Here is a 13,841-nt window from a genome sequence, read left to right on the forward strand (position 1 = left end):
GCCCCTCGCCCGACTGGCGTCACGGACTCTGGTGCCGTGCGGCCGCACCTCGTCGCACCTGGTCGTCTCGGGTGGCCGGACGAGCGCAAGTCCTGGCCGATAAGCGCCTGGCGTGCTGCTGCGCGATCAGTCCTGGCAACTTCCTTGACACGTATAGGGGCCTGACGTAACTTCCTCGGCATGTCTGATCGGGACCGCATAAAAATGCAAAAGGAGCCGTCCTACGGGGCGGGTATCTGGCACTTCGCCACGTACGTCGACCGGTACGCGACCGACGGCTACGGCGACCCCAGGACCGTCCTCGACGCCATCAAGCTGGCCGGGGCCGTCGGCGACCTGTCCGTCGTCGACCTGAATTGGCCATTCCCGCCCGGCAACATAAGCACCTCCGAAGTGAAGGACGCCCTCGCCGCTGAGGGGCTGCGTGCCATTGCTGTGACGCCGGAGTTCTACACCGGCGCCTTCGCCAAGGGCGGGTTCACCAACCCCGACCCCGCCGTGCGCCAGCGGGCCATCGATCTGGTCGCCGCATCGGCCGAGGTCGGACGTGAACTCGGCGTCGACTACATCAAGCTGTGGCCGGGTCAGGACGGGTACGACTACCCCTTCCAGGCCGACTACAACGATCTGTGGGACAAGTCCGTCAGTGCGGTTCGGGAACTGGCGCAGTCCTTCCCCGACTTGAAATTCGCGATCGAGTACAAGCCGCGCGAGCCGCGCAACCGCATGGTCTTCTCCTCCGTGGCGCGGACCCTGCTCGCGATCGAGGACATGGGCGTCGACAATGTCGGTGTTCTGCTCGACTTCGGCCATTCGCTGTACGGCGGTGAGACGCCGGCCGAGGCGGCCCGGATGGCGATGGCCCGGAACAAGCTCTTCGCGATCGACGTCAACGACAACTTCCGCGGCTGGGACGACGACATGGTCGTCGGATCGGTGCACCTGCTGGAGACGTTCGAATTCTTCTTCGCCCTGCGTGATGCAGGTTGGGATGGCGTCTGGCAGCTCGACCAGTTCCCCTTCCGGGAGGACTCCGTCGAGGCGGCCCGCGCGGGCATCCGCACGATGCGCGCCTTCCACCACGCGCTGAACAACCTCGACCGGGAGGCCCTCGCGGCGGCCCAGTCTGCGCAGGACGCCCTAGGCGCCCAGCGGATTGCCAAGCAGGCGCTCTACCGTGCGCTTGCGGAGAGCGAGACCCTGTGACCGCCGTCCAGACCGCGCCCGGCCCGCTCGAATTGGACGAGCCAGCCGCCCGCATCTACGTCGAGCTGAGCGAGCGGCTTCGCAAGGCGTCCCCGTCCGAAGCGGCTCCCGAGCTGGCCCGGATTTCCACCCGGATCCGCCGGGACATCCTGACCACCATTCAGGCGGCCGGCATGGGGCACGTCGGAGGGGACCTGTCAGTGACCGACCTGATGGTCACCGCCATCTGGGGGTCGTTGCGCCTGAACCCCTTCCAGCCGGATGACCCTCAGCGGGATCGGTTCGTGCTGAGCAAGGGCCACTGCGCAGCCGCCTTGTATTCCACGCTGGCGTCCTGCGGTTTCTTCCCGCAGCACCGGCTGACGGATTTCATGGGCCCCTTGTCGCCGCTGAACGGCCACCCGAACCGGGTCAAGGTGCCCGGGGTGGAGACCAACACCGGCCCGCTCGGACACGGCTTCCCGGTCGCCACCGGCTGCGCGCTCGGCGGCAAGCTGCGCGGCGAGCCCTGGCGGACCGTGGTCGTGCTCGGCGACGGCGAGATCCAGGAAGGCAGCAACTGGGAAGCGGCCATGACGGCCGCGCACTACGGCCTGGAGAACCTCACCGCCGTCGTGGACCGCAACCAACTGCAGCAGGGGGCCCGCACCGAGGAGACCAAGGGGCTCGAACCGCTGGACCAGAAGTGGGCCAGTTTCGGGTGGGAGGTCCGGGTCATCGACGGCCACGACCACCAGGCGATCAAGGAAGCGTTCGGGCCCTCGACCACGGGCCGCCCGGTCGCAGTGATCGCCAACACGATCAAGGGTAAGGGAATTTCGTTCATGGAAGACCGGGTCGAGTGGCACCACAAGGTGCCCACCGACGAGCAGGTCCGCCTCGCTCTCGAGGAGCTGAGCCGATGACCGCGCTCGACGCGCCCACCCTCACGTTCGACTGCCGCGCCGACTTCGCGGACGAACTGATCGCCCTCGCCCGCGCCGACGAGCGGATCGTGGCGGTGTGCAACGACTCGGTCGGCTCCAGCAACCTGGTCGCCTTCCGCGAGGAGTTCCCCGACCGTCTGATCAACGTCGGCATCGCCGAGCAGGACCTTGTCGGTGTCTCGGCCGGTCTGGCCAACGCCGGTTACATCCCCTTCGTGTCGGCTGCGGCACCGTTCCTCACCGGCCGCGCCCTGGAACAGATCAAGGCCGACGTCGCCTACAGCGATCGCCACGTGGTCCTGTGCGGCCAGAGCCCCGGCATGGCCTATGGCGAACTCGGGCCGACCCATCACTCGATCGAGGACCTTTCCTGGATGCGAGCCGTTCCCGGTCTGCAGATCGTGGTCCCGGCCGACCCCGCGCAGACCCGCAGCGCGGTGCGCTGGGCCGCCGCCTCCGGCCGTCCTTCCTACCTGCGCATCCCGCGTTTCAAGGTCCCAGCGGTCACACCGCCCGACGCCCCGTTCGAGCGAGGGCGGGCCGTCAGGCTGGTGGAGGGCACCGATGTGACCCTGATAGCCGTAGGAACCATGGTCTCCCGCGCTCTTGAAGCATCCGACCTCCTCAACGAGCAGGGCATCTCGGCGCGCGTGGTGAACATGACCTTCGTCGAACCGCTCGACGTCCCTGAGGTCCTTGCCGCCGCGGAAGACACCAGCGCCATCGTCACCGCCGAAGAAGGCCTGGTCTCCGGCGGCATGGGAGCCGCAGTGGCGAGAGTGGTTGCGGAATCCCGGCCGGTCCCGATCCGGATGCTCGGTGTGCCGACGTTTGCTCCGACCGGCAGCACCTCCTTCCTGCTGGACCACTTCGGTCTGAACGCCGCAGGCATCGTCGGTGCCGCGCGTGAGGCTCTGGGGCAGGGCTGATGGAAAGGCTCGTCCTCGCCGTTGACCAAGGCACCAGCTCGACCAAGGCGCTGCTGGTCAACTCCACCGGCCGGATCGTAGGGCGCGGCGAAGCGCCGCTGTCCCAGAGCCATCCGGCGCCCGGTCTGGTGGAGCAGGATGCGCTTGCGCTGCTGGCCAGTGTTCGCGCGGCGGTCGCCGCCTGCCTGAACGGGACCGATCCCCGATCCGTCGCGGGCATCGGGCTGAGTACCCAGCGCGAGTCCGTGGTCCTCTGGGAGACGGCGACGGGCCAACCAGTCGCTCCGTTGGTGAGCTGGCAGGACCAGCGAGGATCGGAGCGGGCCGCCCAGCTCGCAGGAACGCCGTTCGCCGGACTGGTCCGCCGACGGACCGGACTTCCACTCGACCCGATGTTCTCCGCACTGAAAATGGCCGCCCTGCTCGACGAGCACGATCCGGCCCGGGAACGCGTAGGCCGCGGCGAGCTGCGGCTGGGCACGGTGGACAGTTGGCTGGTCACGGCTATGACCGGAGCCTTCGTCACGGAAATAGGCAACGCCTCACGCACCCAGCTGCTCGACCTCGGCACCGGCGCGTTCGATGGCGAACTGCTGGAGGTGTTCGGGATACCCCGGCCGGCCCTCGGGGAGGTGATCGCCTCGAGCGGCCCCTTCGGGCACACGCGGGGATTCGACCCCCTCCCCGACGGGGTCCCCGTTGTCGCGGTGTTGGGGGACTCGCACGCCGCACTCTTCGCCCACGCCGGCTGGCGGCCGGGGGTGACGAAGGCGACCTACGGCACCGGCTCGTCCGTGATGACCCTCACCTCATCGCCCGGCGCCGCAGGAGTCATCTGCGACACCATCGCCTGGTCCGCAGACCAGCCGTCCTTCGCGCAGGAAGCGAACATCCGCTCCAGTGGACGGACGTTGACCTGGCTCGCTGACCTTCTCGGCACTCCGGTCGAGAAGGTCATCGAACTCGCGGCCAACTCCGACTCCGATGGCGTGACGCTCGTACCCGCCTTCGGCGGTATCGGAGCCCCGTGGTGGGACCCCCAGGCCCAACCTCTGCTCGCCGGCTTCAGCCTCGGCACCGGCCGCGGACAGCTCGCCCGGGCCGCGCTGGAATCGGTCGCCCACCAGGTCGACGACGTCCTGGACGCCATGTCCGGGATCGACCGGGTGATGGCCGACGGAGGGCTGACCCGCAGCACGGCACTCATGCAACTCCAGGCAGACCTCAGCGGTGTGGAAGTGGCCAGGACCCACCATCCGGAGCTCTCGGCCGCAGGCGCCGCAGATCTCGCCGGACTGGTCCTCGGCCTGTGGACCGCCTCAGACCTGGAAAAGCGAGCCGACCACGGCCTCGAAGTCTTCACCCCGGCGTGGACCGAGGACCGGCGAAAGGCCGCCGCCTCGCAATGGCACGAGCGCCTACTGGCCGCCCGCGAACTGGGCGCACGCGGAAATGAGAGGACATCATGACAGCAGTGCCACAAGCCCGGCCCAACGCGGGGAACGCTCGCCGACGCGGCCCGCTCACCCTCGGCCGCGGCAGCCTGATCGCGCTCGTGGTCGTGATCGCCGCGATGCTGGCCACCACGACCTACCGCTCCGACAGCCAAGCCGCGCCCGGCCAGGCAGCCAAGTTCGACGCCGCCAAGTACGGCGCCGACACCTACAAGTCGAAGGTAGTGCCCGCGATCCGGAAGAACGCCGTCGATATCGTCACCCTGCAGAAGGCACTCGCCGCAGACAGTGACGCAGCCGGCAAGAAATACGGCCACCGCGATGGCACCGGTCTCTACAGCTTCGCCGTCACATTTACCGGGACAGCCGGTAAAGCCACCAGCGGCATTCTGCCCATCACCGTGCCGGGAATCAGCAAGGCCCGCGTGTCGGTCCAGATCGGCCCGGCCATCAACGGCACCGCGCTGCGTGACGCGGTCGGCTTCATCAAATTCGGCCAGTTCGTCAACCAAGTCGACTACGCCGACGCCGGCACCGCGCTGAACAACCAGATGAAGGCCGCGGTCCTCGCCCACCTGAATGTCGCCTCGCTCCAAGGCAAGAAGGTCACCGTCATCGGTGCGACGAGTCCGCTGACCGCCGACCTGCTCACCGTGACGCCGATCTCGATCGAGCCGACGCCGTGACGGCCACGACTACGCGGCCGAGTACCGCCGCACGCACGCCAATCCTGCAAGCCGTCGACGTCACCAAGGTCTATGGCGGAACCCAGGCACTCAAGGGCGTCTCCCTCGACATCGCGCCCGGACGTGTCATGGTGCTGTTCGGAGAGAACGGCGCGGGCAAGTCCACCCTGATGAAGATCCTCAGCGCCGTGGAATCCCCCACCACCGGCCACATCGAACTCGACGGCGAGACGGTTCAGTTCGGCAGCGCCCGCGACGCGGCCGACCGGGGAATCTCCATCATCCACCAGGAACTGAGCCTGTGCCCGAACCTGAGCATCCAAGACAACCTCTTCCTGGGGCGTGAGCAGACCAGGCGCGGCCTGGTGAGCCGCACCGTGCAGCGCGAGCAGGCGAAAGCCGTGCTCCGCCGCCTGGACGAGACCCTTGACCCCGACAGCCTGGTCAGCGAACTGCGCCTGGGACAGCAGCAACTGGTGGAGATTGCCCGGGCCCTTCTGCAGAATGCCCGGATCCTGATCATGGACGAACCGACCTCGGCGCTCAGCGCCCCGGAGGTGGAAGTCCTCTTCCAGGTCATCCGTGAACTCACCGCCGAGGGTGTAGCGGTGATCTACATCTCCCATCACCTCGAAGAGGCCCTGGACATCGCCGACGACGTGGCGGTGCTGCGAGACGGATCGATGGTCGCCACCGCGGTCGCCGACGACATCGATCTCGCCTGGGTCGTCCGAACCATGGTGGGGCGTGAACAGGACAGTCTTTTCCCCGCTCGAGAGCCCACACTCGGCACGGTGGCGCTGGAGACCATCGACCTGTCGGTGGCCGATCCGGCAAACCCCGACCGCCTCGCCGTCGACGGGATATCACTCCAGATCCGCGCAGGCGAGACGGTCGGCATCTACGGGCTCATGGGCAGCGGGCGAACCGAACTTCTGGAGTGCCTGGCTGGCCGGCTACCCGCCGCCTCCGGAGAGGTGCACCTGTACGGCGAACCGCTGACCGGCTCCGTCCGCCAGCGCATCCAGGCCGGAGTCGCTCTGGTCCCGGAGGACCGCCAACGCGATGGACTGGTGCAGACGATGAGCGTCGGCGAGAACCTGTCCCTGGCAGCACTCACCAATTTCGTCCGCCGGTTCATCGTCAGTCGCGCCGGTGAACGCTCCGCTGTCGAGTCGATGATCACCAACGTCACCGTCAAGGCCTCGGGCGCGAACGCGCCCATCGGCTCGCTGAGCGGCGGCAACCAGCAGAAAGTCGTTATCGGCAAGGCCCTGATGACCGACCCCCGGGTGCTGCTGCTCGACGAGCCCTCGCGCGGCGTGGACGTCGCCGCCAAGGCGGACGTCTTCGAAGTCATGGCACAGCAGGCAGAACGCGGGCTGGCCGTGCTGTTCACCACGTCCGAGGCCGAAGAAGCGCTCCACATCCCTGACCGACTGCTCGTCCTGGTCCGCGGACGCCTCGTCGCGGACCTCCCGCCCAACGAGATCACGCGGGACCGGCTGATGAGCCTGGCCGACGGAGCCGACACCACCGAAGAGGGCCTGCAATGACAAACACCCTGACCACCGACAACGCCTCCGTCCTGCAGCAACGCCGACAGGCGGCAGCGGAGGCCCGCCGCCTGAAGACCCTCAACTCGGTCTTCGAACTCCGCGCGTTCATCGCGCTCGCCGTGCTGATCGCCGTGTTCAGCCTTTTGTCCGACTCCTTCCTCACCGTCGACAACGTCATCACGATGACCAAGCATGTCGCGATCAACGGGGTGCTCGCGCTTGGTATGCTGCTCGTCATCCTCAAAGGCGGCATCGACTTGTCGGTGGGCTCCACCGTGGGCCTCTCCGGAGTGGTCGCCGGTGAAGCGCTCAAGGGGCTGCACGTCAGCATCTTCGGCGTCGTCGCCTACCCGCCGGTGTGGGCGGTGGTCGTCCTGTGCCTCATGGTGGGAGCCGTCATCGGCACCATCAACGGCATCCTCATCACCCGCCTCAACGTCGCCCCCTTCATCGCCACGCTCGGCATGCTCTACGTCGCCCGCGGCGCCGCCTTGCTGATCTCCGGCGGTACGACCTACCCCAACCTGGGTGGTGACCCCAGCACCCACAACACGGGATTCGGCTGGATAGGCGCCGACCGTCCGCTCGGCCTGCCAGTGGCAATCTGGATGATGATCGCGCTGGCCATCATCGTAGCCGTGCTGCTGCGCTCCACGGCCTTCGGACGCTGGCTGTACGCCACGGGCGGCAACGAGCGGGCTACCGAACTCACCGGTGTCCCCGTCAAGCGCGTCAAAATGATCGTCTATGTGATCTCGGGCGCCTGCGCCGCTCTGTCCGGAGTCATCATTGCCTCCGAGCTCACCTCGGCAGCCCCCCAGGCCGGCGACAGCTTCGAACTCAACGCCATCGCAGCTGTCGTCATCGGCGGCGCCGCCCTGTCCGGAGGACGAGGCAATGTGCGCGGCACCTTGGTCGGCGCCTTCGTCATCGGCTTCTTGGCCGACGGTCTGGTCATCCTCGGCGTCTCGACCTTCTGGCAGACCTTCATCAAGGGCGCCGTCATCATCATCGCCGTCATCCTCGACCAGAGCCAGCAGCGGTTCCAGCGACGAGGCGCCGCCGCCTCAGCTGTCGCCGTCGCCACCGCCCAACCCGACACGGAACTGGCCGAAACCCGTCCGGACCATGCGACCACGTCCCCAGGCGCTTCCCGTTAACGGGTCCCCCACCCCCCACCTCCTTCCCCCTGTACTTGCTCTCTCCGCCTTGTCCCTGCCCTACCGCGTCAGTGTCGACGCATCCTCAGGAGGCCTACCGTGCCATTTTCCCGACGTCACCTGCTCACCACGGCCACTGCCACCGTCACCGCCGGGCTGCTCCTCACTCTCAGCGCGTGCGGTTCGTCGGATGACTCCGGCAAGGCGCAGGGCACCAAGGCTTCGAGCTCCTCGAAGAAAAGCAACCTGATCGCGATCATCACCCCGTCGCCGGACAATCCCTTCTTCAAGGCCGAAGGGGACGCGGCCAAGGCCAAGGCCGAGAGCATGGGCTACAAGACCTCGGTGGCCTCGCACGACGACGACCCGAACAAGCAGAGTGAACTGATTGACGCCGCCATTTCCCGCCACGCGGCAGCGATCATCCTCGACAACGCCGGGGCGGATGCCTCGATCGGACCCGTCCAGAAGGCCACCAACGCGGGGATCCCCGTCTTCCTCATCGACCGCGAGATCAACAAGACCGGCGTCGCCAAGGCTCAGATCGTCTCCAACAACTCCCAGGGCGCCCAGATCGCCGCTCAGGAATTCGTCAAGGCCATGAAGGAGAAGGGCAACTACGTCGAACTCACCGGCCTGGCCTCCGACACCAACGCCGGTGTCCGCTCCAAGGGGTTCAACGACGTTATCTCGCAATACCCGGGCTTGAAGAAGGTCGCGCAGCAGGCAGCCAACTGGGACCAGCAGCAGGCGTTCGACAAGATGGAGACCATCCTCCAGCGCAACCCGAACGTCCAGGGCGTCATCGCAGGCAACGACACCATGGCGCTCGGTGCACTCGCCGCCCTGAAGTCCGCCAAGAAGACCGGCGTCGTCGTGGTCGGCTTCGACGGAAGCCCTGACGCCATCGCCAAGATCAAGGCTGGCACCATGCAGGCCACCGCTCTTCAGCCGGCCGCGCTGGGTGCTCAGGAGGCGGTGGAGCAGGCCGACCAGTTCATCAAGACCGGCAAGACCGGACAGCCGGAGAAGCAGTCCATCGACTGCGAGCTGGTCACCAAGGCGAACGCCAACGACTTCGGCGTCTTCGCGAAGAAGTAAGTCGCTCAATGGCACGGGGCGAAAATAACGAATCCAGCTTCGCCCCGTAGCCGCCGGACCTTACCATGTAAACCCTCAGACGCTTCGACCACGCCTACGCGTATCAGAGGAGACAGGATTCACCAGTGGTGATCGCTTCTACACCAAGCCCGGATCACCTGCGACTGCTGGTCAAAGTAGCCCGCATGTACCACGAGCGTGGGCTGCGGCAGCCCGAGATCGCCGCGCATCTCAATATGTCCCAACCTCGAGTCTCCCGCCTTCTGAAAGAAGCTGTAGACCGCAATGTAGTCCGCACGGTCGTTGTGTCTCCCGACGGCGTTCACGCCGAAATCGAAGAAGCACTGGCGGATCGGTACGAACTTCGTGATGCGGTCGTCGTGGACACCGAAGGTACGGGCCCCGATGTCATTCCCGCGCTCGCCGCGGCGACTGCCACCTACCTGGACGCGACTCTCAAGGGCGGCGACGTCATCGGCATCTCATCGTGGAGCGCGACGCTGCTCGAAGCGGTCAACGTCATGCACGCCAAGACCCCGCCCGTCGCCGAGGACGTGGTCCAGATCGTCGGCGGCTCAGGAAGCCCGGAAGTCCAACTCCACGCCACTCGCCTCACCAGCCGCCTGGCCGAACTCACTGGAGCACGTCCGGTATTCGCCCCTTCAGCCGCCCTTGTCGGCAGCCGTGAGCTGCGCGACCTGCTCTCGCAGGAGCCGGCCGTGGCAGCCGTGATGAAGGCATGGTCCCGCCTCACCCTGGCACTGGTCGGCATCGGAACACTGGAGCCTTCCCCGCTGCTGCGCCGTTCCGGCAACGCGATCGCGGCCGAGGAGCAGCGCCAGCTCGAAGAACTGGGGGCTGTCGGCGATGTCTGTACTCGATATTTCGACGCCGAAGGCCGCGCCGTCGACGCCCCCTTCAACGATCGAATCATCGGCATCACTCCGGAGCAACTGCGCAAAGTAGATCGCCGAATCGGCGTTGCTGGCGGAATGTCGAAACTGGCAGCCATCCGAGGGGCCGTTCGCGGAGGCTGGATCAATGTCCTCATCACCGACATCGAGGTAGCCAAGGCCCTGCTCAACCGCCACTGACTCATTCTCGGCACGGGCACTCCGCCAGGTCGATGTCGGCGAGGACCAAGGGCTGTCCCGTAACTGCTGGTGACGGAGTTGGCCAAGGGACGGAAACTGCGTAGCTGCTGGGTTAGTGGCGCCGGTATCGTCCGGTTCTCCCGACCCGCTGTACCGGCGGCCTACGTTCAGAGAGCGATGCAGATGACCAGCCAGCAAGCAACGACGACCCTGTGGCGCCCCACCGGCCCCAAGGAGCTGGATCTGGTGCGGGAGTTGAACTGGCGTGCCTGGCCACCCCGGCTGCCCGAGCAGCCGATCTTCTACCCGGTCCTCAACGAGGACTACGCAGTCAGGATCGCGCGGGACTGGAACGTGAAGCACGATGGCGCCGGCTTCGTCACTCGTTTTGAGGTCGAGTCGGAGTTCTTGAGCCGGTATCCCATCCAACAGGCCGGCGGGCAGACGATCCTCGAGCTATGGGTTCCGGCTGAGCAGCTGGACGACTTCAACGCCCACATTGTCGGCGAGATCCAGGTGATCCACGAGTTCCGCTGAGGCGGGGAGGCCTGCTGGCCAGGCACGCTATGGTGCGATGATCTCGGCGTGGCTGGTGTGATCACGGCGTCGGAACCGTCCTGGACAGCCCCGTTCACCGGGCTCAGCTCGCGTGCCTTCGGGAAGCTGGTGACGGTGCTGCGGCGTAAGGGTGCGGACGCGGTCCGCAAAGGTCGGCCGTGGGGCCTGTCGCGGACCCACTTGTGGGCCGTGGTGCGGGAGATGCCCATCTCGTCGGCTACGTGTGCGACGGGCCTGCCGGCCCGGACCCGGTCTACGAGAAACCGCCGACCATGGACGGTCATCCGGGCATTGGGGTGGGACAAGAAGACCTCTGTGGTGGTGTGGAGGCTGAAACACTGTCGGTGCTCCACGGCGGGCGGGGAGCACCGTACGGGTGCCATATGGGGGTGTCGGGTGGTCAGACCACTGACGACCGACAAGCAAGAATCGGCGCCTCAGCCGCCGTTGAACAGGGCGATGGTGTCGGTGCCAGCGAAGTGAGGAGCTTCGGCTTCCGCGACCATGAGAGCGGCGATGCCGGCGCGCGGCGCCACGGGGGGCATCATGCGCGGCACGTAGTCCTCGGCCCGGATGAGGCGTCCGTTGTCCTCATACGGCTTGTTGGTCAGGGGCCCGGCGTAGACGGTGGTGCCGCCCGCGCTACGCACGGCGCGTCCGGCGACGTCCTTGGCGTCCCACTCGTGGCGCAGGATGCGCTTGAGGAGCGCGCCGTTGAGGCTGCCGAGCGCTCCCTCGGTGGCGCCCATGCCCAGTGAGGTGAGCCAAATGACACGCGGTGCTGCCGAGGCGATCAGTCGGGCGCCGTCGGAAAGGATGGCGGCGTCCTGCTTCTTGGTGATGCCCAGGCCGCTGATGATCACGTCGGCTCCTGCGACGGCGTTCATGACACTTTCGGGGTGGGTGACATCGGCCTGCACCACGCTCAGGTTCCCGGTGACCGAGGTGTCGACCTGTTCCGGTCGGCGAGCGAGGGCTATGACGTCGTGTCCGCGCCCCAGTGCGCGGGCAACTATCAGGCGGCCGGTCTGGCCGGTAGAACCGAGTACGGCGATCTTCATCGTGTCTCCGAAGGGTGGCAGTGCTGTGGGGGTGGGGCGCGTGCGGTGGCCCCGGCGGCGGAGCAGAGGCGAGGTGCGGCCGTCAGCTCTGGCTGGTCAGTACATCGACCGCCCGCGTGTGGATGCCGGGGGCCGAGGCCAGGAAGTCCTGGCTGGACAGGGTCCACTGCTCGCCGCGGGTGTCGGTCACCGTGCCGCCGGCCTCGGCGACAAGCAGGGCGCCGGGCAGGAGACCGGAGCGCACGTCGGAGAACTGCCAGAAAGCGTCCATGCGCCCCGCGGCGACATGGATGAGCTGCATCGTGGCGGGCACTGAGGCGCGCACGACCAGCGCGCTGAGCAGCATGGCGGTGACCGAGGCACCCATGCGTCGCAGCGCCTCCTCGGTCTCGCCGGGCTTGGCCTGGCCGGTGCCCACCAGCGCGGCCTTGAGGTCGCTCTTGGCGGAGACCTGCAGTCGCTGGCCGTTGAGGAAGGCGCCCTGGCCCTGGACGGCGGCGTACAGGTCACCGGTCAGCGGTACGTAGACAGCTGTCAGGACGGGAGTGTTGTCCCGCACCAGGGTGGCCGTCACTGACCACTCGCTCATGCCGTGAATGTGGTTGATGTTGCCTTCGGCCGTGTCGACGACCCACCACTCGCCTGCGGGCAGCGCGCCGCCGGCCAGTTCGTCCTCCGCCCACTGCGAACCCGGTCGCACTGCGAGCAGCGGCTCCTTGATGACCGCGAGGACGGCCTCGTCGTTCGCGTATATGTCGTGGACGATCTCTTCGAGGTCGCCGGGGCGGGCCGTGAGGTTGTAGCGCTTGCGCAGGTGCTCACCGCCCGCCTTCACTGCGGCGACGGCGCCGTCGAGGACGGCAGCAAGCTCGGAGGAATCGGCACTGTTCGGGGCAGGAATCGCGCTCATCGGAAAGCTCCCATACGAAGAGGGGGATTTCGCAGCCTTTCGGCTGCTCGCTTTCGACACTACGAGCGGGCATCATTAACTTCAAATGCAATCTAGTTAAAGGTGGGTTTACCCATATGCAATTGGATCTGAATCTGCTGGTAGCACTGGATGCGCTGCTGGAAGAGGGCAGCGTGACAGCCGCCGCAAGCCGCCTGCACGTATCGACTCCGGCCATGAGCCGGACTCTGGGCCGCATCCGCAAGGCCACCGGCGACCAGATCCTGGTGCGCACCGGTCGCACCATGACACCCACCCCGCGGGCCATCGCCCTGCGCGAGTCGGTGCACGACCTCGTGCAGCAGGCCCACCAACTGCTCTCCCCCAGCGCGGAAATCGACCCGACGTCCCTGACACGCACCTTCATCCTGAAATGGCACGACGCCCTGGCCGCTGCCGCCGGCCCGGCACTACTGCAGTCGACGCGAGCCGAAGCCCCGGGAATCCGTCTGCGCTTCCTCGCCGAAGCCACCAGCGACATCCACGACCCACGGCGCGGAGACATCGACCTGGAAGCGGGGTCCAGCACACCCTCCACCCCCGAACTCCGGCACGAGATCGTCGGCCACGACCGGCTCATCCTCGCCATGCGACCCGAACACCCCCTGGCGACAGGTGAGATGACACTGGCCGACTATGCAGCGGCCGAACACATCACGGTCTCGCGGCGCGGGCGGCTGCGGGACCCCATCGACGACGAATTGGAAGCCCACGGCCAACCCCGCCAGGTCGTCGCCGCCACCCCCACCACCGCGACAGCACTGCAGTTCATCAGCCACCACGACCTGCTCGCAGCCGTCCCCGAATTCATCAGCCGCCCCCACCTGAACGCCCTCGGCCTGCACGCCCGGCCCCTGCCGTTGGCCATGCCCGACATCCCGATCCATCTCGCCTGGCATCAGCGCTACGACAACGACCCCGCACACGCGTGGCTCCGCGAACACGCTCGCAGGGCGCTACACCGCGCATGCGGCTCCTCACGCGCCTCAGCTGCCGAATAGGGCAGAGCCGACGCGGCGGCAACATCGACGACACGCGCCGGCTGCCGCGCACCGTGTGCGCGAGCACCTGCGCTCCCGCGCCCGCTACGGCGGAGCCGACTCTCTGAGCGAGGACTGGGACGGAGACGACGAAGGGGGGAGGTCCTCACCGCGCGCA

The 13,841-nt window shown here is 67.2% G+C and carries 13 protein-coding genes and 2 pseudogenes; 12 read left to right on the top strand and 3 right to left on the bottom strand.

Annotated elements, in window-relative coordinates:
* Positions 1-180 precede the first annotated feature (180 nt).
* From IEZ19_RS22480 to IEZ19_RS22530, 11 genes and pseudogenes are all read left to right on the top strand, one after another.
* Positions 181-1,206: a sugar phosphate isomerase/epimerase family protein gene (locus IEZ19_RS22480; protein WP_229840615.1), complete on the top strand. Its 1,026-nt coding sequence runs from the start codon at positions 181-183 to the stop codon at positions 1,204-1,206.
* Complete coding sequence (locus IEZ19_RS22485; RefSeq protein ID WP_189313072.1) at positions 1,203-2,111, top strand: transketolase; 909 nt, start codon at positions 1,203-1,205, stop codon at positions 2,109-2,111. Before IEZ19_RS22480 ends, IEZ19_RS22485 begins: the two co-directional genes overlap by 4 nt.
* Positions 2,108-3,061 (top strand): transketolase family protein, encoded by a 954-nt coding sequence (locus tag IEZ19_RS22490; protein ID WP_189313073.1) that lies wholly within the window; start codon positions 2,108-2,110, stop codon positions 3,059-3,061. The genes IEZ19_RS22485 and IEZ19_RS22490 overlap by 4 nt, the downstream gene beginning before the upstream one ends.
* The gene (locus tag IEZ19_RS22495; RefSeq protein WP_189313074.1) at positions 3,061-4,530 is read left to right on the top strand and encodes an FGGY family carbohydrate kinase; all 1,470 of its coding nucleotides are present in this window, start codon (positions 3,061-3,063) and stop codon (positions 4,528-4,530) included. Before IEZ19_RS22490 ends, IEZ19_RS22495 begins: the two co-directional genes overlap by 1 nt.
* Positions 4,527-5,201 (top strand): DUF2291 family protein, encoded by a 675-nt coding sequence (locus IEZ19_RS22500; protein WP_189313075.1) that lies wholly within the window; start codon positions 4,527-4,529, stop codon positions 5,199-5,201. The genes IEZ19_RS22495 and IEZ19_RS22500 overlap by 4 nt, the downstream gene beginning before the upstream one ends.
* A complete protein-coding gene (locus IEZ19_RS22505; protein WP_189313076.1) occupies positions 5,198-6,757 on the top strand; it encodes a sugar ABC transporter ATP-binding protein in 1,560 nt (519 codons plus the stop codon). The genes IEZ19_RS22500 and IEZ19_RS22505 overlap by 4 nt, the downstream gene beginning before the upstream one ends.
* Positions 6,754-7,920 (top strand): ABC transporter permease, encoded by a 1,167-nt coding sequence (locus IEZ19_RS22510; protein ID WP_189313077.1) that lies wholly within the window; start codon positions 6,754-6,756, stop codon positions 7,918-7,920. Before IEZ19_RS22505 ends, IEZ19_RS22510 begins: the two co-directional genes overlap by 4 nt.
* 99 nt (positions 7,921-8,019) lie before the next feature.
* Positions 8,020-9,021, top strand: coding sequence for a D-ribose ABC transporter substrate-binding protein (locus tag IEZ19_RS22515; protein WP_229840616.1), 1,002 nt, complete (start codon positions 8,020-8,022; stop codon positions 9,019-9,021).
* A gap of 125 nt (positions 9,022-9,146) precedes the next feature.
* Positions 9,147-10,115, top strand: a complete 969-nt coding sequence (locus IEZ19_RS22520; protein WP_229840618.1) for a sugar-binding transcriptional regulator — start codon at positions 9,147-9,149, stop codon at positions 10,113-10,115.
* Between the two features lie 177 nt (positions 10,116-10,292).
* A complete protein-coding gene (locus tag IEZ19_RS22525; RefSeq protein WP_189313078.1) occupies positions 10,293-10,652 on the top strand; it encodes a hypothetical protein in 360 nt (119 codons plus the stop codon).
* A 48-nt stretch (positions 10,653-10,700) separates the two neighbouring features.
* Positions 10,701-10,844 (top strand): annotated as a pseudogene (locus IEZ19_RS22530) (IS5/IS1182 family transposase); the annotation flags it as partial.
* Here IEZ19_RS22530 and IEZ19_RS22535 read toward each other — a convergent pair.
* The 3 genes and pseudogenes from IEZ19_RS22535 to IEZ19_RS22545 form a co-directional block, all read right to left on the bottom strand.
* Positions 10,823-10,978 (bottom strand): annotated as a pseudogene (locus tag IEZ19_RS22535) (helix-turn-helix domain-containing protein); the annotation flags it as partial. The pseudogenes IEZ19_RS22530 and IEZ19_RS22535 overlap by 22 nt on opposite strands.
* A gap of 132 nt (positions 10,979-11,110) precedes the next feature.
* A complete protein-coding gene (locus IEZ19_RS22540) occupies positions 11,111-11,734 on the bottom strand; it encodes an NAD(P)-dependent oxidoreductase (protein ID WP_189313079.1) in 624 nt (207 codons plus the stop codon).
* A gap of 82 nt (positions 11,735-11,816) precedes the next feature.
* Entirely contained in the window at positions 11,817-12,644 is an 828-nt protein-coding gene (locus IEZ19_RS22545) for an inositol monophosphatase family protein (protein WP_189313080.1), read from the bottom strand.
* 116 nt (positions 12,645-12,760) lie between these two features.
* Here IEZ19_RS22545 and IEZ19_RS22550 point away from each other — a divergent pair, with 116 nt between their 5' ends.
* The gene (locus IEZ19_RS22550) at positions 12,761-13,684 is read left to right on the top strand and encodes a LysR family transcriptional regulator (protein WP_189313081.1); all 924 of its coding nucleotides are present in this window, start codon (positions 12,761-12,763) and stop codon (positions 13,682-13,684) included.
* The last annotated feature ends 157 nt before the right edge of the window (positions 13,685-13,841 follow it).

This window comes from Streptomyces brasiliensis (genome assembly GCF_014647875.1).
In the GTDB taxonomy this organism is placed as follows: Bacteria; Actinomycetota; Actinomycetes; order Streptomycetales; family Streptomycetaceae; genus Streptomyces; species Streptomyces brasiliensis.

Coding starts and splice junctions, on each gene's coding strand:
- IEZ19_RS22480 (WP_229840615.1), top strand. CDS start 181: ATGTCTGATCGGGACCGCATAAAAATGCAAAAGGAGCCGTCCTACGGG.
- IEZ19_RS22490 (WP_189313073.1), top strand. CDS start 2,108: ATGACCGCGCTCGACGCGCCCACCCTCACGTTCGACTGCCGCGCCGAC.
- IEZ19_RS22495 (WP_189313074.1), top strand. CDS start 3,061: ATGGAAAGGCTCGTCCTCGCCGTTGACCAAGGCACCAGCTCGACCAAG.
- IEZ19_RS22500 (WP_189313075.1), top strand. CDS start 4,527: ATGACAGCAGTGCCACAAGCCCGGCCCAACGCGGGGAACGCTCGCCGA.
- IEZ19_RS22510 (WP_189313077.1), top strand. CDS start 6,754: ATGACAAACACCCTGACCACCGACAACGCCTCCGTCCTGCAGCAACGC.
- IEZ19_RS22525 (WP_189313078.1), top strand. CDS start 10,293: ATGCAGATGACCAGCCAGCAAGCAACGACGACCCTGTGGCGCCCCACC.
- IEZ19_RS22540 (WP_189313079.1), bottom strand. CDS start 11,734: ATGAAGATCGCCGTACTCGGTTCTACCGGCCAGACCGGCCGCCTGATA.
- IEZ19_RS22545 (WP_189313080.1), bottom strand. CDS start 12,644: ATGAGCGCGATTCCTGCCCCGAACAGTGCCGATTCCTCCGAGCTTGCT.
- IEZ19_RS22550 (WP_189313081.1), top strand. CDS start 12,761: ATGCAATTGGATCTGAATCTGCTGGTAGCACTGGATGCGCTGCTGGAA.